Origin of the sequence: Algibacter lectus (genome assembly GCF_900112395.1) — a bacterium.
GTDB classification, from domain to species: domain Bacteria; phylum Bacteroidota; class Bacteroidia; order Flavobacteriales; family Flavobacteriaceae; genus Algibacter; species Algibacter lectus.
Genome location: NZ_FOLN01000001.1, coordinates 352,803 through 375,086, shown reverse-complemented (window position 1 = coordinate 375,086; position 22,284 = coordinate 352,803). Strand labels below are relative to the sequence as shown.

The following is a 22,284-nucleotide window of genomic DNA, read 5'->3' as shown; positions in this document are numbered from 1 at the left end:
GAAGTTAAAAAGAGGGTGTAAAAAAGAATTAAAAAATATTTAGGAGGCTGCCAATAGTATGCCTTAGCTTCTTGTAAGCAATACGCTTTTGAGATTTAACAGTGTTTTTGCTTATTGAGAGTTCTTCAGCGATTTCTTTATTAGTATAGGCATTTAGAGTTAGTCTAATAACAGCTTCACTTTTTTTTGGCAGTTGCTTAATGGCGGTCTCTAGCTGGGCATAGGTATCTGTAAGTGTTAATTGGGTATAAAAAAACGTATCGCTTACCATATGATCAAAGTCAAGATCTGAAGATTGAACCATACTTCTATGATATTTACTTTTCAGATAGTCTAAACAGCGGTTTTTAACGGATGTATACAATAAAGATTTTATCGCATAAAAATTTGGATATGGGGTGTCTCGTTCCCATATCTTAATAAATACCTCTTGTACAACATCCTTAGACGTATCCATATCATTGAGATATTTGTTGGCAAATAAGCACAACGAAGGGTAGAGGGTCTCAAAAAGTGACTTAAACCCGTCCAAACTTTTGGGGTGTACTTTGTCGTCAAACATATTGCGTTGGTATTAAAAGGAAGTTTCTAAAAGATTTCCTTTATAATTTAGAGTACCAAGCGTTTTTTCAATTTTTAAACTGTGCAGAAAAAATAGGGCGCAGTACTCAACTTACCTAATAGAGGTACTGGTATACCTTGCACCGATAAGAGAGCCCACGCCCGGGTACGTGAGCCATTCTACTTATCATCTCAGGTGCAAAAATTACCAGTTTTCTATTAGAGACTCAAAGCGAAAGCTTCAAATATTTTCTATACGAAGAATCGCAAATATATGTATTCAATTACAAATATATAACAAATAATTCAATTGGTCATTATCGTGCCCTGAATTCAATTTCCTTATGGTTTCCTTTGCTTTATGCCAAGAAGTAAGAATAGTCAAAAAATATACCTTGCAAGTAAATATGTATGTAAGTACATAAGTGAAGAATGGCTTATTGATGGGAAATCTACGAGAGAATATGGAAAACTATATGGCGTTCACAAAAATACCATTGAAAAAATTATGGAGAAAGATGGATATAACTTACCATTATATACTTTGTCTATTATCTGCTTCAACAAAAATGTTAGTTTATCCGATTTCTTTAAACTTGTTGAAAAAAAATATGGTAATAATAAGCTAGATGATTCGTTTATTTTGAAATAATTTTTTTCGGCTTTTAATTGACCGAAAAGAATTATTTGATTTTAATTAGGAAGATTTATCTTGCAGATAAAAGCTATTGGAAGAGAAGCAGCCTAAAAACTACGCCAATCCTATTATTATTATTATTATACTATTAATAATTTTAGCCATTATTTCTTGTATAATGGTGGTGTGGAAATATACAAGCTAGAATGGATTACGTTCTCTTTTTCCATTGTTTCGTAAAGTCGTCTTCTTCGGCGCCTAATGGAAACAAAACATAATACCACAAGCAATTTAGATAATACCGAAGAATTCTAATCCATCTTGGGAGTTTTGATTTTGCCATGGTTAAAGATAAAAATAATCAGTTACTTCTAATTTTTTAATATGTCCATTGTTTTTGTGTTGTTCTCTTAACTATTTTTATATTAGTCTGATTATTATGAAATTATATTAGATTTTTAGTTAACGCTATAGACAATTGTTTATATGCAATTGTTAGCTGTAATTAACAAATAATCAATTAAAATTAATGAAAAACATAATTTCAACCATTCTATTAATTTATTTTACATCTATATCTTTTGCCCAAAAAGTTATTTCAAAACCTGTATTTGATAATATTCAATATGTCGAGTCAGTTGAATGGCATAATGATGATATTTATTGCGCAGGATATTCATTTAAGACAAAGTTAAATGATGGAAACTCAACAGATGCTTACTTAATTAACTATGACAAAAATTTAAATCCGAAATGGGCTTTAAAAATAGATGAGAAACATTCTAATATTATTTATTCAATAAAAACATCACAAGACAAGTGAACAAAGGACGAAATTATATTGCCAAACCCAAAAAAAATCATAGCCCAAAATGACATTATTCTTCTCTTTTGGAGCTATATTAAATGTAGTCTACCAAATATAACGATGATAAATAAAGGAAAATATTCAGATATATCTTTGAACTCAAATAAATTTAAATATTATATCGATAGTTATTTACAAGATAACATTATAACAGTTATAAGTAAACACCCAGCCACATACAATGATAAAAGTGAATATTTAAAAATTTATAAGATAAATATTGATAGTAAAGTTATTACAAACAAAACATTATCCTATGATGAACTTGGCTTTAGTAAAATACGGTTTGATTCTTTTAAAACTAGCAACAGTATGACTCGGACAATTATAAAAAGTAATAATGAAAAAGAATTAAATTATGTTTTGATTGACAGTGAAGGTATAAAAATAAAGAATGCCAAATATGATATAAAAAATGGAAACTTGCAACGATTTATTTTTAAAAATCAAAAGCTTTTAAGTGCTAATTCTGGAGGAATTTATCTGTATGAAATAGAATAGAAAACTACAGCTAACTTAAGCCGTGTTTCATACTAGGTTGTTTAGCAAATTTAACTTCGCGTTTTACAGAACCCATTTAGAAAATTTAAATTATAGAGATGAATAATATTCACCCATTGAATCTAGAGTGATTTCATTATTTCCACGTTGAGAACCTAAAAGACCTTTTCTTGCATTTAACCAAGGATCTTCCATATGAGTTAAATCAGAAAGCCATTGAGCATTTTTATCAGAATAAGCCTTTAAAACCTCATCTATTGTCGAAATATTATCAGAAGATAAATTAGATACATCTCCATTAAAATCATCTATAGAAACGGTAAATTTACCTTTATGTTCTTGATATAAATCTGGAACTACAGGACCATCAACCCACGCTTCTATTTTAGAATCAAACAAAGGTTTATCATCCCACACTAAAGACCACGCTTGAGAATAGTAAACAAGCTTTTGTAGCTTCACTGCAGAAATATACCCCGTTTGAGAAAGAATATATTTTACTATGTCAAATACTGTAGTTTTCATTATGTTGTAAAAATGGATGCCTATTTACAACGAGGTATTCATTTTTTTTAAATGAACACCAAATAAACTATTATATTTTAAATTGTTTTTTCAAAATCATCGCATAATTGATTAACTATGTCTTCGGTTTCTTTAATGAAGAATAGCCCTAATGTTTTACGATTTCTTCTTATGTATTTTTTATAAATGATTTCGAAGTCTTTATAAATTTCATCTTCATCAAAAGCTGTTTTAGTGCTTTTTATTTTAGCAACGACTCTTGTACCTTCTTTGTTTACATACTCAAAAAATGCTTCTATCTTATTTTGAAAGTCTAATATTAAAGCTTCTATTTCCTCTTCTTCTTCATTACGCTTCTCTATTACTGCTAATATATCGAATTTGTATTGTTTACTTGGTTTGCCTGATGGTTCAGAATTATCTTTATTTCCTTTTGGTTTTTCAACTTCTTCAGGTGGTGCTACAATCCCTATTCTATTATCAAAATATACCTCAACATCATCTATTAACTCTGTTGTACCTGTTAATGAATTGTATAATACACTAAACCTATACCAGAACTCTGTAAAATTCTCTTCGCTGTATTTATCATCTATCTCTATAACAAATGCTATTAAGTTTAATATTTTAAAATACTTATTGATACTTTGTTTTAACTTTTTAGCTTCTTCTGGTTGCGTTCTTACTAATTCTGTTACTGCACTTTCAAAATTAAGAATTGTAGATATATCTTTTTTATCGCTTAATTGATATGCTTTAAACAGTTTAAAATGTGATTTAAAAATATCTACTTGATTTAGATTTTGGTAAATCTCTTGTAATAATTGCTCTTGCCCTAAAGGATCAAAATCACTTACTACAACATTACTAAAATGCTCGAATGCTTGTTTTATATTATTAACGTTTACATTTTTATATGATAGGTCAATAATCTTACAATCCTTTTTATATTTTCCTGCTGTACGGTTAACTCTTGAAATAGTTTGTATGGCATTTATACCTCTAATCTCTTTATCTAAAAATAAGGTATGTAATTTAGGTTCATCAAAACCTGTTTGTAATTTATCTACTACTATTACTAAACCATTCTTTTTAAGTGCAAAATTCTGTAATACTTTGGCTTCTGATAAACCACCGTTTAAGGTTGTTGCGCTTTCATATTTCTGACCATCTGAACTATATACAATATAGATAGGTGCATCTTTAAAACGTTCGTGTTTCTTTTCTGAAACTAATTCGTTATAATATTGCTGTATGTATTTGCGATATTTAATAGCTGCCTTAATTGAAGATGCTGCAAACATTGCTTTCGCTGTACCTCTAATATTATGATATACTGCCGAAACTAATCGTTTTGCTACAAACTTTGATATTGCTTCTATACGCTCTTCATCTTCGTATATTTTCTTTTTACTAATTCTGTATTTTTTTCCATTAGCATCAACTCCAGCATCAGGATTATTTGGCATTTCTTGATAATAGCCAGTATCTCCTTCAAAACCTTCTGTTGCATCCTCTGGTTTTTCAAAATACATTTTAGCAGATACAGGAACAATCCCTTTTATTGGATTTAAAATATAACCATCTTCAATAGCTTCTTTCATTGTATAACTATCAAACGGAACCCATATTTTTTCGGCTTCTGCATATTTGTTATACTCGCCAAAGCGTGCTAATGTTACATCGCTTGGTGTTGCTGTAAAACCTATTATTAAGTTTTTCTTATTGTATGTTTTTTTATACTCTTTATTAGAATCGAAACTATTTTGTAATTCATCAAATAATGACACCATTTCTTCGTGTTGTTGACCACTATTAGAACGGTGTATTTCGTCAATTAAAAAAGCAATACGCATAGATGATAATTTTTGTACTACCTCATCATCTAAAAACTCTCTTATTGAATTAAATTTTTGAAGATTGACTACTACAATACGTTTATCTGTGTTTAAAGCTTCTAAAAATGATTTTTTACTATTGGCTTCTATGAACATACTATTTGCAATGTTCATATTATACATTTTACTATCTAATTGGTCTCTTAACTGTACTCTATCTACAACCAACATTATCTTATCATAGACAAACTCATCATTCTTTCGTAAATCTTTCAACATTAAAGAAGACCAACCTATAATATTACTTTTACCAAAACCAGCTGCGTATTGTAAGAGTAAAGAATAGACGTTTTTATTATTTTGATACTTCTGCCTTTTAGTAATTAATTCTTCAATCTGAGTAGCTCCTAAGCCTTTTTCGGTTAGTTGCTGACGTAGTTTATTTATGAAGTAATCTGGCTCATCTTCGTGTTCTAAAAATTCATCTATCTTATTGATGATTTTATCTGCTCCAAACTTTTGTTTTGGTCTTGGTGCTATTAATCTACCATCATTATGCTTATATCCTTTTTGTTTTCCTTTATCTTCTTTTACTAATTCACGTTCAATAAAATTATAATAGAGTATTTCTCGCTCTATCATTTTTTTACCGTACAAGGCTTTAAATACTTCTTCAAAACGTTGTTGTTTATTAGCTTCTGGATTAGTTAAAGGATAAGATTTTAACCCATCATTTACATTTGCTTTGTACTTATCAAAATCAAACGAATTATCTTCAACTTTAGATTTAATTTCATCAAACTGATTTGAAATATTTCTAATTATAAATGTGTCCTGTACATCAGTTGTAGTAATATGTATAGCTTTTTCAAATATCTTTAAAAAGTCTTTACGGATTGTTTGAGAGACATCATTACCTTCTGCAATATCTAAATAGTTAGTTACTGCTTTTTGATAATCATTAGCAATTTTAATCTTTCCGTCTTTATGTGCGCTTTGGTTGTTGTAATTTGATTTTAATTCTGAATAGCCTAAAAATATACCGTTTAAGAAAAAGGTAATATCTGGACGAAAACTAAATTGTGTTTTACCTTTATGTTTGTATATGTATGGTAATTCTTGTACTACTGAAAATTGATTCTCGTTAAATAATGTATCTCCGTGTGTAATACTGCCACTTGGATAAAACAAGTTGATTTTAACGCCTTTAAACGTGATGGATTGATTACTACCAATAAACAAAGCCATATTTTTAGACTTACCAATACGCTCGTTTAATTCTTCTTGAAACTCTTGCAATAATTGCTTTTCGTTATTATCAAACTTTTTTAAGAGCTTACGATAGGCAGTTTTATTTAGTGTTGTCTCGCTAATAAAGTATTTTAAATCTTCTACTACAAAATGTAATTTAGATACTGTATTTGCTTTTACTTCTTTGTATTGCAACCCATCTGTACGATTGGTAAAGAAGTTCATTAAGTATTTGTCTTGTAGTATTAGTTCATCCATAATTATGCGCTTACTTTTACTTTACCTGTTACTACCTCGTTTATTAGTGTTTTGCGCAACTCTTTTAAAGTGGTAATTTGAGTTTCTATGTTTTTTACAATCTTATCAATTGAAGTTATTTTAGTATCTAAATAATCTGCTATTTGTATTTGTTCCTCTATTGGTGGAAAAGCAAAATACAACTTATTTAATGTACTAACAGTTAGCTGATTTATAGTTGATGTCATAAAAACACCAGATTGAAAGTCAAATAAAATTGATTTAAAAAAATATGATAAAAATCGATAGTTTTTAGACCTTAAAATTGTCATAAACGCACCGAAAGTATAATCTTTCGTTTTATCATCTATAACTATGTTTTTCCCTATCAACCTTCTACTACCATTTCTTGAACAAATTAAAATATCACCAACTTTTGTTAAATGATGATTAGGTATCTCTTTATTAACATAAACATTATTCAAGAAGCTTGGTTTATCATTTTGAATATTTGAAGACCGTAGAACTAAAATACCTTCCTTTTCATTAACAATATCAGATGGAGAATAAACAATACCTATAATTGCTTTACCAACATCTTTTAATCTTTTTACCTCCCAATGCTTTGGGATTACACCTAACCAATCAATACCACTATCTTTTAAATTTACGGTTTTATCCAACCCTTTTGTAATGGCTTCATTAATTAGGTTCTTGCGGTAGGCTTTATAGAGTTTTACTTTTTGCTGTAATAGTTTTACTTTTTTATCTATTGCTGTAGTTTTTACATCTAAAAAATCAGCTATTTGGGTTTGTTCTCTTAGAGGCGGTAGCGCTAACTCTAATTGTTTAGTGGCTGTTTGAGTGAAAATTGGCATAGTTGTGTAATTACACCAACCTAACAATGTATTACCTACTACAATTAATTGATAAAAACTAAATTTTGAATCAATGTTATCTTTACTAAATGTGATTACATTTATTTGTTGATTACAACTTGATTTTGCTGTAGAAATAGCTACATTCCCTAGAGTACCCCCAATACCAATTAAATAAATTGAATGTTCATCAAATAGACTTATTTGATTATCAGTAAATGATTTTTTTATAACTTTTCTTGAAGAAAAGTTTATTACATTATTTTTAATATCTACAGGTGTGAACCAATTTTCAGTACCTTCTGAAAAGTAATCACCATCTTTTGATGATGGTGTTGTACCTGTCTTTACTTTTGATGCACAATCCTTTATTCTTTTAACTTCCCAATGTTCAGGAATCTCGCCCAACCATTCAATACCAGAATCTTTATACTCGTTATACTTTTCCATTAAATTGTTAATTCTTTTTCAAGGTTAGATAAATCATCTTCCAAGGTTTGTAAATCGGTAGTAATTTCAATTAAAGAACGTAACTCCTCTGGTTTATAGAACACCTTATTAAAGTTAATTTCTACACCAATAGTGTTTTCTATATATCTAAACGGTTTGGTAATGTACTTTGCCATAAAATCGGCAATATTTTGTTGGTTGTCTTCCTCGTTTGATGCGTATGGTATTATCTCGTAATCTTTCTCGTAATGTGGTGTTAACTCTGTTGTAATTACAATAGATGCTTCTTTAGTTTTAGTCGTTTTTTTATAAGATGCTTTAATTACTATTTTACCACAGCCTAAGGCTGTTTTACTGTCTTTAGTTTCTTCTATGATAGTTTCCTTATCAGAATCAAAATAATAACTCGTTTTGGCTGTAGTTACTTTTAAATCTGCTTCTTTATAGTCTAAATTAGCTATTAAAGGTTTTAACTCATCATTAAAATAAGCTAATAAAGAATTGTGTTTTTTAGCATCAAAGGTTTTAATTTCAAAGTCTGTTATTACTATGGTTTCCTCTTCTATAACTTGCGTTATTTTAGTAGGATTTAGTTTTATAGATTTTGCTCTAATTTCTTCTCCTTCCTTATTTTTCTTAACAGGTAATTTGCTTTCAAATGTCTTTCCATCTTCATCGACATTGGTTAACATTATGGCTTGTTTGTTAAAATAGAAATGCCATTTATCAAATACCTTCGCATAGTCGGTATCTTCAAAATTGGTTAGAGCTTCAATAATTGTTTCTCTTTTAACAGGTGTCATTTCTTTACGCTTCTTCCCTTTACTTTTCTTTAAAGGCTCGTAAAAATCACTACCATTAATTAAGATCACTTTGTCTTTACGTGCTGCTGCTTTGTTCTTGTTGAAAATCCATAAATAGGTATAAATACCTGTATTGAAAAATTCATCGGTAGGCATTTGTATAATCGCTTCTACCCAATCATTATCAAAGAAATATTTTCTAATATTACTTTCACCGCTTCCTGCATCACCACTAAATAAGGTAGAACCGTTATGCACTACAACCGATAAGCCTTTAGCATCTAATTGCGATAAAATGTGCTGTGTGAATAAAAATTGTCCGTCTGAAATTGATGGTAAAGCGTGGAAACGCTCTGTAGTATCATTTTCAATATCTTTTTTATAGCCTTTCCAATCTACACCATAAGGTGGATTTGCTACAATAACATCGAATTGTTTTTCTATAAATGAAATATTAGTTAATGTATTACCATAACGAATATCTGAATCTGTACGAAAACGACTTTCAATTTTGGCTAATGCGTATAAGCTATCACTCCAATCCTCACCGTAGGTTTTTGTAGGTCTGTTATAACTTTTTTGAATAATATCTTCTACTCCAAAAAGTAAGTTTCCACCACCACACGTTGGGTCGTAAATGGTCAAAAACTCTCCGTTATCTTCAATTTTAGATAAGATAATTTCAGTAATTAAAGCTATAATATCGTCAGGCGTGTATTGCTCTCCAGCAGTTTCCGCAGATATATCAGCCCATTTACGTTTTATATGTTCTTCTAAAGTGGTTATGTCAGAGTTATTGAACGGTGTTAAGTCTATTTCACTCCATTTTTTAACGGTATCAAAAAGAATGTTCTTTTTACGTAATTGTCCGCTTAATCCTGAAATATCTAAATACTTTTCTTCTGTATTTCCTCTATCTACACCCAATAATTCTTTTGTTTCTGGGTCGAATGCCTTTAGGTAGGTATCAAAATCGTTATCGAATGTTTTATCATTCTTACAGATATCTGCTAATGTTTTGTGTTGCTTAATTACAACTTCGTTATAACCAATGTTATAATCTTTAAACTCTTCTAAGAAATCGTTAATATTTTCTATATCATCAATAGAATCTACTCCAAAGTCTTTTAATAATTCTTTGTAATGACGTACCAATCTACTTTCCAACATTATCATTGCAAAGTAAGGCATCATATATTTTGGAAAGTCTGATTGTTTTATTCCTGCACCAATTAAAAGGTCGGCAGTAGACCATACTTTAGATTCGTATTGTAATATATTTTGGCTCATTGATAGTTTTGTCTTTAATCGTTAAAAATATAAATATATATTGGTTAAATAATAAGGATTTCCTCATTTACTTTTTACCCCTGTTTTATGTTATATTACAAGTACTAAAATAGCGTGTGTTTTAAACTTGTTTTTAACTGCTCTTTTACGTGTGTGAGATATTTATTATTATAACGTTTTTTAAAATTATTATACACTTTTCTACGATTACCGTATGTTTCAGAATGGTCTATTTTATACTGTTGCAATATGTCTTAATTTTGAAATAATGCTAACACTTCTTTTTCTTTGTTATTAAGCTGTGATAATGGAATATTTTGTTGTTTTTCTATTTTATCATACTTACTCAATAACTCATTTGCTAACATTTGATATTTAGCCTTATCAATTAAATCTTTAACCGTGTAGATTCCGATTGGATTTTTACGCTTGTTTAAATTCCGCGTGTAGATTTCTAATTCGAATCTAAATAATGGCTTATTTAGCTTTATACGTTCGTGTGTTTTAACTTCAAAAGTTTTATCGTAGCCTTTTACAAATTACTGAAACATTGTTTCCCGTAATTACAAATGAAAAAGTAAATTTTTATCTCAAAGGGATTGCACAAGGGATTGCACAAGCAAGTTGATTTAAAAAAGAATTTTACTTTTTATATGACTAGACACACCTGAGCTATCACTGTAAATCTAGCAATGATGTTCCCATAGAGACAGATTGTTTCTAAATTATTAGGGAATTCAAAAATTGCATCTACTCGAATCTATGCAAGAATAGTAGAAAGAAAAGTAAGCAAGGATATGCAGCTACTAATGAATAAGATTGATAAGCTGAAATAAGAATTAAATTAGAAATATTTAAAATGCTTTTGATTACAGATGTAGCTGAGAATATAATAATTGAGAAAACTACAATGCCTAGAATTCGATATGAAAGATTGGAAGACAAAATGAATTCAGTTAAAAGTGATTTTTGGTTTGTATTAGATAGGGTTAAGGTAGTAAAAATTAGTTTTGAGAAAGATTATTTTAAGGCTGGAACTTACTGAGGGTTAAATTACAAATTTAGAAGGAGCATAAATAATTATTAAATTAGATATACCTCCATCCATAAATAGTAGATTGGTATACGTGTAGTTTTTATTGAACTTTCTTTTAAGAAAATCAAAAAGGATTCAATTGTTGGTTTTAATTGATAAATTCTATGATTGTTTAATTGTGGACTTAGTATCCATTGGTAAATAATAACAGGAGATTAAAAACCAGATTTCACGAAATCCCGAAAAACATATAGTTCCTCCCTAGTTAAGCTTTACTCAGCACTTTTTTTTGAAGTAGTATCTATTATTATAATTATTTGTTGCTTAATAATGTTTAAACTTCAATAAAAACACTTTAAAATTATGAAACAAAAAAAACATTTAAAGAAATTATGCATACTTCTGTTAACCTTTGTATGTATATCTGCTGTTGCTCAAAACGACAACGCTTTACATTTTAATCATGGTCCATATATAATAGGAGACCATTTTTCTTTACCTAATGGAAATGATGAATTTACCCTAGAAGTATGGGTGAAATTCCCAGAATTAGGTGATAGGTTAGCTATAGCAACTTGGGCTAATGATGCGGCAGGTGATGCAGATAAATTTTCGTATGAGTTTAATATTGAAGCAGGACGACTTCTATACACAGAATGGGGTCCAGTTCATGGTTGGACATATCATTATGCTCCAGTGACCATGAGTAATGATATATGGCATCATGTTGCCTTTGTTAGGAAAGCATATCCTGGTGATGACTCAGCCGATAATAATATATTTTTATATGCTGATGGAGTTGAGGTATATAGAGGAAAGGGGGTTGATACTAGTGATTTTGTGACAGATTACTTTACAATAGGTGCATTAAAATTTTTTAGTGGCGGCTATCAGCATAAATTTTCAGGTGCTATGGATGAGTTAAGAGTTTGGAACTATGCAAAAACTCAAAATGAGATTCGAGGGCAGATGATCTCAAAATTAGGTGCTACCGAAGACAACTTATTGGCTTATTATCCTTTTGACGAAGGTGTAGCTGGTGGAGATAACACCTTAATAACTAATGTAGTGGATGTTTCAGAAAACAGCCCTGAGGGCGGTGCATTAGTGGGGTTTGACCTAACTGGTGATACTTCTAATTTTGTAGAAACTGAAGATTATACTAGTTTGGGACAAGGCACTTTCATTACTACTTGGGAGGTTGATGAAACAACAGGTTTAGAAATTATCATACCTATTAATACCAATACCTTTTATGGTAATTATACTTATGACTATAGTGTAAATTGGGGAGATGGTAACATCACTACTGAAACTGGCAACGCCGACCATACTTATCAGAATGCAGGCACCTATACTGTTACCATTAGTGGAGATTTTCCAGCCATTTATTTTAACAATACAAATCTAATAGAAAACAACCTAGAAAAAATACGTACCGTAGAGCAGTGGGGCTTTATAGAATGGGAAAGCATGGCGAATGCTTTTTTTGGGTGCACGAATTTAGAAGTAATTGCTAGCGACACCCCTAATTTGAACGCTGTAGAATACATGTGGGGTGCGTTTCGAATTAGCGGTGTTACTGGGCAAAACACCGATTTTAACAGTTGGGACGTGAGTAATGTGGAAGCATTTTCAATAATGTTTGAGCACTCTAATTTCGATGCAAATATTACCAGTTGGGACTTTAGTAGCATGGATGTTTCTCGATCTGCTGATATATTCGGAAGAGAAGATGGTACAGGTTTATCAGATTTGGCTCCTATGAGTTGTTTAAACACTAGCCTTACTCTTGTAGGTTGGGCAGATAATGCGAATACTCCATCTGGTTATAAAATGACTGTATCTGACTATTTAGATGCTCGTATTGTTACCAGTTCAGTATCGGAACTTACTGATAATAAATCATGGGATATTAAAATAATACATGATGGTGCTTGTAGTGATAGTGGTATAGAATCTGAATATTTTATTACTACTTGGGAGGTTGAGGATGAAACCGGTTTAGATATTACCATACCTATCAACGATGATTATAATTACGAATATTTTATAGATTGGGGTGACGGGTCAGCATTAGAATTTTATACAGGTAGTGCCAACTATACATACGGTATTGAAGGTCGCTATGATGTAAAGATTTTTGGAAACTTTCCAGCTATTCAATTTAACAATGAAGGTGAAAACTCAGATGGTGTAGTAGTTAACAAGGACAAGATAACAGAAGTAAAGCAATGGGGTGCTATCAAGTGGCAAAGTATGAGCGGTGCCTTTTTTGGATGCATTAATCTAGACGTAACAGCCACGGATATTCCCAATTTGGAAAATGTCACCGATATGTTCGCTATGTTCGATAGAGTCAAATTTTTTGAAGGAGGGAACATAGGTCAATGGGATGTCAGTAACGTTACATCTCTGTCTCACATATTTTGGGGTGCTACAAGCTTCAATGTAGATCTTGGTGATTGGGATGTGAGCAATGTAACCAATATGACTGAAATGTTCAATTCGGTGGCAATGGATTGTAACAACTATGCTAACACGCTTATAGGGTGGGCAGAACATGAAGTTTCTGAAGGCATAGTACTTTCCGTTCATGAGTATTCTGACGCTGCGCAAGCTGCTGTTAATACCCTTACTATGGATAAAAATTGGACCATTAATGGAACAGAAGTTACAGAAGCAGCATGTAATGATACTCTATCTATTAATGATGAAGTGTTTAGTAATACTATAAGCGTAAGTCCTAATCCGGTAACGAGTTTATTAACTATTAATGGTCCTGCTGGTTTTGAGTTAAAAAGTGCATCAGTTTATTCTATAATGGGTAAACAAGTATTAAGCACTATCAGTACCAATATAGACACTAACAACTTACCTTCTGGATTATATATTTTAAAAATAGAAAATACAGAAGGTCAAATAGCCATTAAAAAAATAGTTAAGCAATGATACATTTAGTTAATATTTTGTCTTCATAAATAAATAAATAATTAGTAGCTGTGGCATTGTTTTCTATAAAACCCAAACTTAAAACACGGTTTGTTTTTTTTATTGGTAATAACACAGTTCTTAAATCCTTTTCTATTTTAATAATTTTTTTAGGTTTCTAATGTCATAAAAATATCTAACTCAAACTAAAAAAATAATATAGTTTACCTGTTGTACCTGTTGTGCCCGTTGAGTAAAATTAGTATCGAGAATAAAATTTTTGTGTTTCAATGTTCTCGACACAATTCCGATGAAAAAAGTCGAAATCTCTTGAACTGACTTTTATTTTATTCAAATAAATTAAAGCACATAACAGATTATACTTTATTTCCTAGTAGAATAAGAATCCAAATAGATAGCAGTATCTATTTGGTTTTTTTTGTTTAAGGTCTAACCGAAAAAAATATCCATGAAAAACAGAGAACGGTCCATGTATTGGCTTACACGATTAAAGTAATATTGGAGAGTGATAAATTAAAAAAATTAATCCTTATAAAAATAGGGCTAACATAAAAATAAAATAATGAAAGAAATACCTGAAACATTTGAAAAAGTTATTAAAGACGATAGCATTAATGATTTGTCATTCAATATTATGCCTGAGAAGAATGTTCGTGAAAAATTATTTATTAAAGAATACCGGTGCGCTAAAAACTATATAGAAGTTGAGTTTTCACGTGAGTACTTTACAGATATGATAAACAGTCCTAGTCACCTTATCTTTTTATCGCCATTAATTCAGTGTCAAAAGCTGCTCTATGTTTATTTTTGTTATTACAAAAATATTGAATATTCACCAGATGATGAAAGATTTAAAATATGGCCCACCAATTTTAATATTCGTTTGCCAGAATTAGTGAAGGAAGAGAAGAATTTGGTTCAAAGGTTTTGGGTTAACGGGATAAAACAATTGCCCGATGGCAATTGGTTTGTAAAGTGTGAAACTGAAATAGGTGCAATCAAAATGACTGGTGATGCACTTATTCTAGCAGTTGAAAAATAAATAGACAACTTTCTACAAAGAAAACAGGTATGCATATAACAGGTATTATGTTTGAAAATTTCTTAACTTAATGATCTTGGACGAATGCTTGAGAAGGTAACTTTTTCATTTTAGGGGTGTATACCAATCTAGCTTCTCCATAACTCTATCATTCTCCTAATACTCTTCTGTGGACAGAAGAGGAATCCCAATAAACCCGTTCCAAACACCTGGTACATTACATTGGCTTTAATTTTTTAAGTGTAAAAAGAACATCTAAAGCTAGAAAACGTTTTTTAAAATCCTATAAACTTACTAATTCGTCCCACTTTAAATCTGGTTTAGCACTTTTTTTAGAATAATTTATATAAAGAATCAATCTTTGAAAACATTAAACCTAAGTTAAAAAAATATGAAGGGAATACATCCTTAATTTTTTATAGAATTAGTGAATTTAACTAGTCATGGTTTAGTTCAAATATTTTGACAGTCTCTCCTTAAGAAAAAAAGTTACAAACAAAATGAGAAATATGTATTGCAAGATATTTGGACACGATTACAAAGTATCTCGAGACGTAACGTCTTATGTAAAAGAATATAGCTGTAATAATTGTAAAAAGGAATTGACTACAAATAGTAAAGGTGATTTAATAGAATTGACACCAAAATTTAAAGAAATAAATAACATGCTAGAGGACATTCATAATAAGAGAAAATTACGATTGTGAAAGTGTTAGATGTTGATTTTATAGTGGAATTAGTAAAATATTAAGATAAAAAAAACATGGAGTGTAGTACAATTGAATTAATAAATGAGGATGGCAGTATTGAATTATCAAATAATGAAAGGTATTTTTTGAGATTATTTGTCCATAATTATGATGATCAATACATTTCAAATTTCCTTGAAATGGAAAAGAAAGATTTGAGCTATATAAAAAGAACCTTAAAAATGAAATTTAAGACTAAAGATTGGTTCGTTTTAATTCAAAAAGCATTTGAACTTGGGATTTTACAGGAACGAGATTATGTCGATCCAGCCATAAAAGAAATAGCACTAGATTATGCTTCAAAAATAGTTGGTGATTTTAAAAGTAAACCTTCTAGATATAAGCTTCCTAAAGAGACTATATTTGATTTTGATAACTCCATAACGCTCGCTCTAAAAAAAATGAAAATCACTTTAAAATGATACAAGCTCATACAGTAAAACTATTCAATGATAAAGAATTAAATTATTTGCTTCTAAAATATAAAGGTGTAGATAAGGAGGATATTGCTAAGAAACTAGAGTTTAATAATAAAAGAAAGCATACAGAGATGGAAAGGTTGATTTTAAATAAGCTTTCTGTTAATAATTTGTACAATGCTTATAGAAGAGCTTTTAATTTGCAGTTACTTAGTAGGAGGGATTTTATGATTGCCGATATCAAAAAAGAAGCTTCAATAGTTTCCGAAAAAATCATGGACATTCTATTTTCTATAGGAGTCAGTGATAAAGAAAAAGAAATTAAAGTTTATTTAGCGTTATTAGCCTTTCAGATGAAAATCGAATATAGCTATTTATTAAAGAAAGAGCCTAGTGATACAACCTTAAAAATTGTATAAATTTTAAAAAAAACTAAGGATTATTTAAGGTTTAATTCTTTCTGTTTTTAGATTTTTATTCATCATGTCACTTACATGAAGCAGACACTTTAATATTGATGATATCAATTATTACCTCTTTCGATTTCCGCTCATATTAAAACTTAAAACGACGACTAAGTAAAAATTATCCATGGTAAATAGAAAATGGTCCATGTTTTACAACACATATTAGAAATAGTTTTGAGAATAAGAATTTAACAGAATTATTAAAAATTTTCCTTATATTTAACGTTGGTTAAATGGCATAGTTTAAATTCTGCGTGTAAAACTTCTAAAACGTTCTCTAATAACTTAGCAGGAAATGGAAAGATTAAAAGGACACCCCCAACAAGAACTAAAGTAAAAGTAGATTACAGCTTAAAAAAAACTGAAATTCCCAGAAAGTAAAAGAATTATTTGAAGATCTTTATGGAGCATAAAGAAACTAAAGGTAACTTACCATGGCTCAAATTATTATTAATAAGCAAAATGATGAATTAGCATTTAGGTTAGAGCGATTCAATAATCTAAACCAGTTTGATCATTTACAACGAAAAAATTACTACTCCATTATCCTGTTATGCAGTAATAGCTTTAATTTAAAAGTAGACTTTTCAGAGTATCAACTCGAAGCAAATCATATGATTTGTTTATCTCCTTATCAACCTTTTATGATAACCTCAAAAGGGGAGTGCTCAGGGTTTATATTAAATTTTCATCCCGATTTTTTTTGTACATACCGCCATCAAAATGAAATTGAAACAGAAGGCGTGCTTTTTGGTAATTTTCATGGATTACCTTATTTTAAAGTCTCAGAAGAAGCATTGTTTTTTAATCTTATAGATCAAATTTCAAGGGAAATGGATAAAGATTCTATTGCACAACATGAAGTACTAGTTGCTTTTTTAAAAGTGTTTCTTATTGAATCTGTGAGACAAAAAAAGAAATTTGATAAAGATACCGTACTAAAATTTTCAGATAGACAATCAGAAGTCTTGCAAAATTTGGTAGATGCTATCGAAAGTAATTATTCCAAGCTACACGCACCAAAAGAATACGCAGATATGTTATGCGTAAGTTCTAAAACTCTAGCAGGAATGGTTAAAAAATATTTAAACCAAACCCTTACATGTTTAATAACTAATAGAATTATTATTGCTGCAAAGCGAGAACTTTATTTAACCTCAAAACCTGTAAAACAAATAGCAGATGCTTTAGGGTATGAAGATGAGTTTTATTTTAGCCGATTTTTTAAAAAGAAAGTAGGCGTTTCACCAGATATTTATAGAAAAACAGTTGGTTTCGCTAAACTAGAAAAATCACAAGCTAATCTTTTGTAGTTAGTTATAGATCCGTATATCGAAAAAGGAGCATCAATTAAGAAGCTCCTTTTTTCTTCTAATTTTTTTTATGATTATTTGGAAACCAAAATATCTATCTTTTGAATAGCAGAGGTTTCAAAATCTTTCAGAATAACAGGAGCATTTTCTATAAGAGCCGCTGCTATTTTTCCTGTTAAGTGTGCATCTCTACCAATATCATCCGCAAAAGTATCAAAGATGGCATACTTTGTGTCATCTAGTTTAATGGCATACCATGATAAGGTCTCTGGTTCATCATTTACCAATTGCTTACCTACCTGAAGAAAATTTTCTACAGCTTCAGATTTACCTGCTTTAGCGTTCATAATAACCAATAAGCCTTTGTTTTGTGTTCCAGATTTATGGTTAGAAGCAATGATATTAACGGGGTGAATACTTACGTTTACATCAAAGCTTTCCAATAAAGTATCAGCATGTGTCAATAGTGCTTTTGCAACGTCTCCTTTTAAATGAGCTTGTCTACCTGCTTCTACTTCAAAAGCATCATATATGCCAAAAGTGTTTTCGTCTATCCTAAAGGCAAACCAAGACACCGTTTGAGGTTCTTTACTTACTAGTGCTAATCCACTAAGCAAAAACTCTTTAACTTCTTTTTTTTTACTGGGTTTAGCTTTCATGGTTACCAATAATCCAATGGTTTCTTTTTTTGTATGTTTCATAATATTATTGTTTTTAAATTTTTGTTACAGTGCAAATTTGTTACAAATTGAAGGACCTAGAAATGGATATCTAAAACTTATGCATGGACAATTTTTTACAAATAAATACAAGTATAAACACGACTAGCATATGTTATTGCGAAGCAGGCATGACTGTGAAAATCTATGTATCTAGTGTAATCAATGTCATGACTAAATTAAAAACCACTCACTTTTCATTAATTCAAACGCAAAATTAATTTTATAACACACAAAATAAGTTAAATACAAGTGTTAAAACAGTTTTAGAAAGTCCCTTAAAAACTATTTTTTATCCCTGTTTTAACATGCTTTAGCACTTTTTTTAGAAGAGTTGCCAAATAGAATGAATCTTTGCTTTGAAATTATAACAGAAAAAGAAGTTGATACAATTAAGGAATATAAAAGCAATCCTTTTTGGGCTGTTAAGTTTAACTAGTTATAGTCAAGCTCAAATAAGCGTTAATACTAAGGAGGTAATAAATAATTTGTCAAGTTATAGTATGAGTTGGTCTGATGATGGTAAAACTTTGGCTATAGGAGTTCATGATGCTAATGTTAATGGTGAAAATACAGGGCATGTACGTGTTTACAAAAATAATTCAGGAGTTTGGAATCAAGTAGGTGTAGATATCAATGGAGAAAAGGAAGGAGATTGGTTTGGCTACAGTGTTAGCTTGTCTAATGATGGCACTACGGTAGCTATAGGAGCTAAGCGTAACCATGGTCGCAACGGTAAAAATTCGGGGCATGTACGTGTTTACAAAAATAATTTGGGGGTTTGGAAACAAGTAGGGGCGGATATAGATGGTGAATCAGAGGGAGATTGGTCAGGTTATAGTGTGAGTTTGTCTGGTGATGGTGCTACTGTGGCTATAGGTGCTGTTCTCAATAGCGGTAACGGTAACAATTCGGGACATGTACGTGTTTACAAAAACAGGTCAGGAGTTTGGACTCAGGTAGGGCAAAATATAGATGGTAAAGCAACAAAAGATTATTTCGGGGCAAGTGTGAGTTTGTCTAACAATGGGACTGTTCTAGCTATAGGTGCTCATCAAGGAGGAAGACCATCTGGCTATGTAAGCGTATATAAAAATGTGTCAGGAAACTGGTTACAAATAGGTGATGCTATTGTTGGTGAATCAGTTGGTAATTTTTCAGGATGGAATCTCAGTTTATCTAGTGACGGCTCTATCGTGGCTATAGGAGCGTATATGAACAATGATAAAGGCGTAAGATATAGTTATGTACGTGCTTATCAAAATAGGTCTAATACCTGGATTCAGAAAGGCGCAGATATAGATGGTAAAACAACAGGGTATGATGTATCTGGTTTTAATAGTATAAGCTTGTCGGGTAATGATACTATCATACTCATAGGTGCTTATGAAAAAAATAGTGGTAATAATAAACAAACACTAGCTATAAATTATGTGCGTGTTTATAAATATAAAGACAGTCTCAATATATGGAATAAACAGAAATATATATAACTAGGGGTGGTAATAAGTGTATAGGTTGCTTCAGTGTTGTCTTACTTATAAATGTAGGTTTAATAAGTAAGGTAAAATCATGTAATGATTAAGGTTTTTGAGGCCATTTAGCGAGCGGCCTATATACCACCCAAATAGTAAATTAAGTAGTACAAATTCTAATGAGTAAAATATAGCAATTACCTAAAACAAATATGAAAAAAAATGACATGCCTATGGCTTTCTTTAAAGCTTCTGAAAAACTAATTAAAATAATATTATTATACCTATTGTATTTGGTGGTGCTTGTACAAATCTGCACCATTATATTTGCGCTAATAAGTGTGGTTATAGACATGATCAATTAAAAAAAACTTAAAATAATATAATAAATAAAGTATAAAAACAGCGATAGGTAAAAAAAATGTAGCGGCATAATTAAATTTAAAAAATTAGATTTTGAGTTTGATTGATTAGTAGTTGTTGGTATTTATTAAATCTATTACGATTGCGGTGAGATAATTATAGATGAAGGTGTGCTTAATAAAGTTAAAGGTCAATAGTCTTAAAATAAAAACCAGAGAATAAATTATCCATGGTAAATGGATAATTATCTATGTTTTATAACATGCAATGAAGATAATTTTGTAAACAAAATAATTAATAGAAATTCACTTAAAATGTCATGTCATGAATCTAGATGGATGAGTTATTTCGGTTAAAAGCTAAACGAAAATTTCAATTAACGACGCGTTTATTTGTTTTGAAGTAGGGTAACATCGCTAGAGCAACATGTATAAACAGCTATTAAAAATGATGAGGTAAGTATTAAAAAAAAGCGTTAATGAAAGATAGAGTAGCAATTTTAATTAAAAAGAAGTCAGACTGTATAGCGCTGTTGGATGATTTAAGAAAAAGCGGGGTGCGTAGACGTGAAGTCTTTTTTAGTTGGGAAGATTTATGGATGTCAGAACAGAATAATGAATACGATTTTATACTGATTGATTATTGCTTTTTTGATATGTTTAGAGGCGATATGGTATGCTATCATTTATTTCATCAATATAAATTTAAGATAACCTTTTACAGTAATATTTCACAAAATATCGAAACTCAAAAGGGCAAAATGGAGATTGATTTATATCGGATTTTTTTTAGACCCTTTGTAGATTTTGATAAACTCATCGGTAGTAGTGAAAATAATAATGTTCTGATGGGATCACCAGATAGTATGGTGAGTATGAATTCAGAAGGAAAGAATGGATTGGGATATAATAATGGGACTTTTTTTTTAAAGGAAGGATATTCATTAATCAAATTCGATTTAAACGAGTTGTTATGCCTAGAGAGCGACCGTAATTATATCACCATTTATTTAAGTAACGGTAAGCACTTAATAAGAGAAACACTGCAGTCAATACTAGAAATTTTACCAAAAAATTTTTTAAGGGTTAACAGATCGGTAATCATAAATGTAGACAAGATTTATAAGGTGGTAGGTAATAAGATACATATAAAGGGCTTAAATGATTTTCGGCCAGTAATAGCAAATAAATACAAACTCAACATTTTAGATGCGGTGCCGCTGTTTAACCTGAAAAATTCAATTCATTGGAATTGTCTAAAAGAAGAAGTTAAAAAAAATGAGTAGGTAGTATGTATAGTATAGTCTTCGTAATTAAAAGGAAACATAATACAAACAGAAAAACAATAGGATTTTTTAAAATATGAAAATTGTCATAATCATCCTTATTACAGGAGGTTTATTCGTAGCTATCTAGTTAGCATGATGATAAAAACAACATAGAAACTTTAAAATGAAATATAAAGAAGAAAAACTATATGCTTTATGTGCCTTTGTAGTTTTACTATTTATGTGTACAGTATTATTTATAATCTCATTAATCGTACATTCATAAAAGAATGTACGAACAAAAGTAGTTATTAAAATAAAACAAATATTAGTAGCATAGTATTGGTAATAATGTTTTACTGTGAGGTAATTGAACCTAAATTCAAGAAATCAAAAAAAATGAGTAGAGGTAGTAGGTATAGTCTGCACAATTAAAAGGAAACATAATGCAAAGAGAAAAACAATAAGATTATTTTTTTTTAATATGAAAATTATCAGAAATATAGTCATTATCCTTATTGTGAGAGATTTATGTATAACTAGCGTGAGTTAACGTGAGGATAACAATAACCGCCATGAAAAAAAAACATAGGAAAATTTTATTAAATGAAATAAAAACTTTCTGCTTTCTAGTAGTCATAAT

Annotated in this window: 17 protein-coding genes; 10 read left to right on the top strand and 7 right to left on the bottom strand. The window is 30.1% G+C overall.

Going from position 1 to position 22,284, the window contains the following annotated elements:
- Positions 1-28: 28 nt before the first annotated feature.
- Together BM246_RS01340 and BM246_RS20160 are read right to left on the bottom strand one after the other, a co-directional pair.
- Entirely contained in the window at positions 29-562 is a 534-nt protein-coding gene (locus BM246_RS01340; protein ID WP_074935464.1) for an RNA polymerase sigma-70 factor, read from the bottom strand.
- Positions 563-1,409: 847 nt separating this feature from the next.
- Positions 1,410-1,541: a hypothetical protein gene (locus tag BM246_RS20160; RefSeq protein WP_262481194.1), complete on the bottom strand. Its 132-nt coding sequence runs from the start codon at positions 1,539-1,541 to the stop codon at positions 1,410-1,412.
- A 186-nt stretch (positions 1,542-1,727) separates the two neighbouring features.
- On the opposite strand from BM246_RS20160, the gene BM246_RS01330 reads away from it, so the two are divergent.
- Positions 1,728-2,021, top strand: coding sequence for a hypothetical protein (locus BM246_RS01330; RefSeq protein WP_042500877.1), 294 nt, complete (start codon positions 1,728-1,730; stop codon positions 2,019-2,021).
- A gap of 105 nt (positions 2,022-2,126) precedes the next feature.
- Positions 2,127-2,567 (top strand): hypothetical protein, encoded by a 441-nt coding sequence (locus tag BM246_RS01325; protein WP_042500874.1) that lies wholly within the window; start codon positions 2,127-2,129, stop codon positions 2,565-2,567.
- 90 nt (positions 2,568-2,657) lie between these two features.
- Here the strand turns inward: BM246_RS01325 and BM246_RS01320 are convergent, their stop codons facing one another.
- The 4 genes from BM246_RS01320 to BM246_RS01305 form a co-directional block, all read right to left on the bottom strand.
- Positions 2,658-3,029: a Panacea domain-containing protein gene (locus tag BM246_RS01320; RefSeq protein WP_231961793.1), complete on the bottom strand. Its 372-nt coding sequence runs from the start codon at positions 3,027-3,029 to the stop codon at positions 2,658-2,660.
- Positions 3,030-3,169: 140 nt separating this feature from the next.
- A complete protein-coding gene (locus BM246_RS01315; RefSeq protein WP_074935462.1) occupies positions 3,170-6,439 on the bottom strand; it encodes a DEAD/DEAH box helicase family protein in 3,270 nt (1,089 codons plus the stop codon).
- A gap of 2 nt (positions 6,440-6,441) precedes the next feature.
- Positions 6,442-7,746, bottom strand: a complete 1,305-nt coding sequence (locus BM246_RS01310) for a restriction endonuclease subunit S (RefSeq protein ID WP_074935461.1) — start codon at positions 7,744-7,746, stop codon at positions 6,442-6,444.
- Entirely contained in the window at positions 7,746-9,839 is a 2,094-nt protein-coding gene (locus BM246_RS01305) for an HsdM family class I SAM-dependent methyltransferase (protein WP_074935460.1), read from the bottom strand. The genes BM246_RS01310 and BM246_RS01305 overlap by 1 nt, the downstream gene beginning before the upstream one ends.
- A 1,399-nt stretch (positions 9,840-11,238) precedes the next feature.
- Between BM246_RS01305 and BM246_RS01295 the strand changes: the two genes are divergently transcribed.
- From BM246_RS01295 to BM246_RS01270, 6 genes are all read left to right on the top strand, one after another.
- Complete coding sequence (locus BM246_RS01295) at positions 11,239-13,827, top strand: BspA family leucine-rich repeat surface protein (RefSeq protein WP_074935458.1); 2,589 nt, start codon at positions 11,239-11,241, stop codon at positions 13,825-13,827.
- A gap of 562 nt (positions 13,828-14,389) precedes the next feature.
- Positions 14,390-14,869 (top strand): hypothetical protein, encoded by a 480-nt coding sequence (locus tag BM246_RS01290; protein ID WP_042500847.1) that lies wholly within the window; start codon positions 14,390-14,392, stop codon positions 14,867-14,869.
- 509 nt (positions 14,870-15,378) lie between these two features.
- The gene (locus tag BM246_RS01285) at positions 15,379-15,576 is read left to right on the top strand and encodes a hypothetical protein (protein ID WP_317042968.1); all 198 of its coding nucleotides are present in this window, start codon (positions 15,379-15,381) and stop codon (positions 15,574-15,576) included.
- Between the two features lie 224 nt (positions 15,577-15,800).
- Positions 15,801-16,040 (top strand): hypothetical protein, encoded by a 240-nt coding sequence (locus BM246_RS19810; RefSeq protein WP_139221822.1) that lies wholly within the window; start codon positions 15,801-15,803, stop codon positions 16,038-16,040.
- A complete protein-coding gene (locus BM246_RS01275; protein ID WP_042500841.1) occupies positions 16,037-16,456 on the top strand; it encodes a hypothetical protein in 420 nt (139 codons plus the stop codon). Before BM246_RS19810 ends, BM246_RS01275 begins: the two co-directional genes overlap by 4 nt.
- A 482-nt stretch (positions 16,457-16,938) precedes the next feature.
- Positions 16,939-17,817, top strand: a complete 879-nt coding sequence (locus tag BM246_RS01270) for an AraC family transcriptional regulator (protein WP_042505608.1) — start codon at positions 16,939-16,941, stop codon at positions 17,815-17,817.
- Between the two features lie 74 nt (positions 17,818-17,891).
- Here BM246_RS01270 and BM246_RS20265 read toward each other — a convergent pair whose 3' ends face one another.
- Positions 17,892-18,518 carry a putative quinol monooxygenase gene (locus BM246_RS20265; RefSeq protein WP_052415439.1) on the bottom strand — a complete coding sequence of 209 codons (627 nt, stop codon included), beginning with the start codon at positions 18,516-18,518 and terminating at the stop codon, positions 17,892-17,894.
- Between the two features lie 521 nt (positions 18,519-19,039).
- Here BM246_RS20265 and BM246_RS01260 point away from each other — a divergent pair.
- Entirely contained in the window at positions 19,040-20,029 is a 990-nt protein-coding gene (locus tag BM246_RS01260) for a WD40 repeat domain-containing protein (RefSeq protein ID WP_042505606.1), read from the top strand.
- Positions 20,030-20,852: 823 nt separating this feature from the next.
- Positions 20,853-21,659, top strand: coding sequence for a LytR/AlgR family response regulator transcription factor (locus tag BM246_RS01255; RefSeq protein WP_042505604.1), 807 nt, complete (start codon positions 20,853-20,855; stop codon positions 21,657-21,659).
- The last annotated feature ends 625 nt before the right edge of the window (positions 21,660-22,284 follow it).

Excerpts from the sequence above, each read along its gene's own strand:
- BM246_RS01255 (WP_042505604.1), top strand. The coding sequence starts at position 20,853 with ATGAAAGATAGAGTAGCAATTTTAATTAAAAAGAAGTCAGACTGTATA.
- BM246_RS01325 (WP_042500874.1), top strand. The coding sequence starts at position 2,127 with ATGATAAATAAAGGAAAATATTCAGATATATCTTTGAACTCAAATAAA.
- BM246_RS01310 (WP_074935461.1), bottom strand. The coding sequence starts at position 7,746 with ATGGAAAAGTATAACGAGTATAAAGATTCTGGTATTGAATGGTTGGGC.
- BM246_RS01295 (WP_074935458.1), top strand. The coding sequence starts at position 11,239 with ATGAAACAAAAAAAACATTTAAAGAAATTATGCATACTTCTGTTAACC.
- BM246_RS01270 (WP_042505608.1), top strand. The coding sequence starts at position 16,939 with ATGGCTCAAATTATTATTAATAAGCAAAATGATGAATTAGCATTTAGG.
- BM246_RS19810 (WP_139221822.1), top strand. The coding sequence starts at position 15,801 with ATGAAATTTAAGACTAAAGATTGGTTCGTTTTAATTCAAAAAGCATTT.
- BM246_RS01305 (WP_074935460.1), bottom strand. The coding sequence starts at position 9,839 with ATGAGCCAAAATATATTACAATACGAATCTAAAGTATGGTCTACTGCC.
- BM246_RS01290 (WP_042500847.1), top strand. The coding sequence starts at position 14,390 with ATGAAAGAAATACCTGAAACATTTGAAAAAGTTATTAAAGACGATAGC.
- BM246_RS20265 (WP_052415439.1), bottom strand. The coding sequence starts at position 18,518 with ATGAAACATACAAAAAAAGAAACCATTGGATTATTGGTAACCATGAAA.
- BM246_RS01285 (WP_317042968.1), top strand. The coding sequence starts at position 15,379 with ATGTATTGCAAGATATTTGGACACGATTACAAAGTATCTCGAGACGTA.
- BM246_RS20160 (WP_262481194.1), bottom strand. The coding sequence starts at position 1,541 with ATGGCAAAATCAAAACTCCCAAGATGGATTAGAATTCTTCGGTATTAT.
- BM246_RS01260 (WP_042505606.1), top strand. The coding sequence starts at position 19,040 with ATGAGTTGGTCTGATGATGGTAAAACTTTGGCTATAGGAGTTCATGAT.
- BM246_RS01315 (WP_074935462.1), bottom strand. The coding sequence starts at position 6,439 with ATGGATGAACTAATACTACAAGACAAATACTTAATGAACTTCTTTACC.
- BM246_RS01275 (WP_042500841.1), top strand. The coding sequence starts at position 16,037 with ATGATACAAGCTCATACAGTAAAACTATTCAATGATAAAGAATTAAAT.
- BM246_RS01340 (WP_074935464.1), bottom strand. The coding sequence starts at position 562 with ATGTTTGACGACAAAGTACACCCCAAAAGTTTGGACGGGTTTAAGTCA.
- BM246_RS01330 (WP_042500877.1), top strand. The coding sequence starts at position 1,728 with ATGAAAAACATAATTTCAACCATTCTATTAATTTATTTTACATCTATA.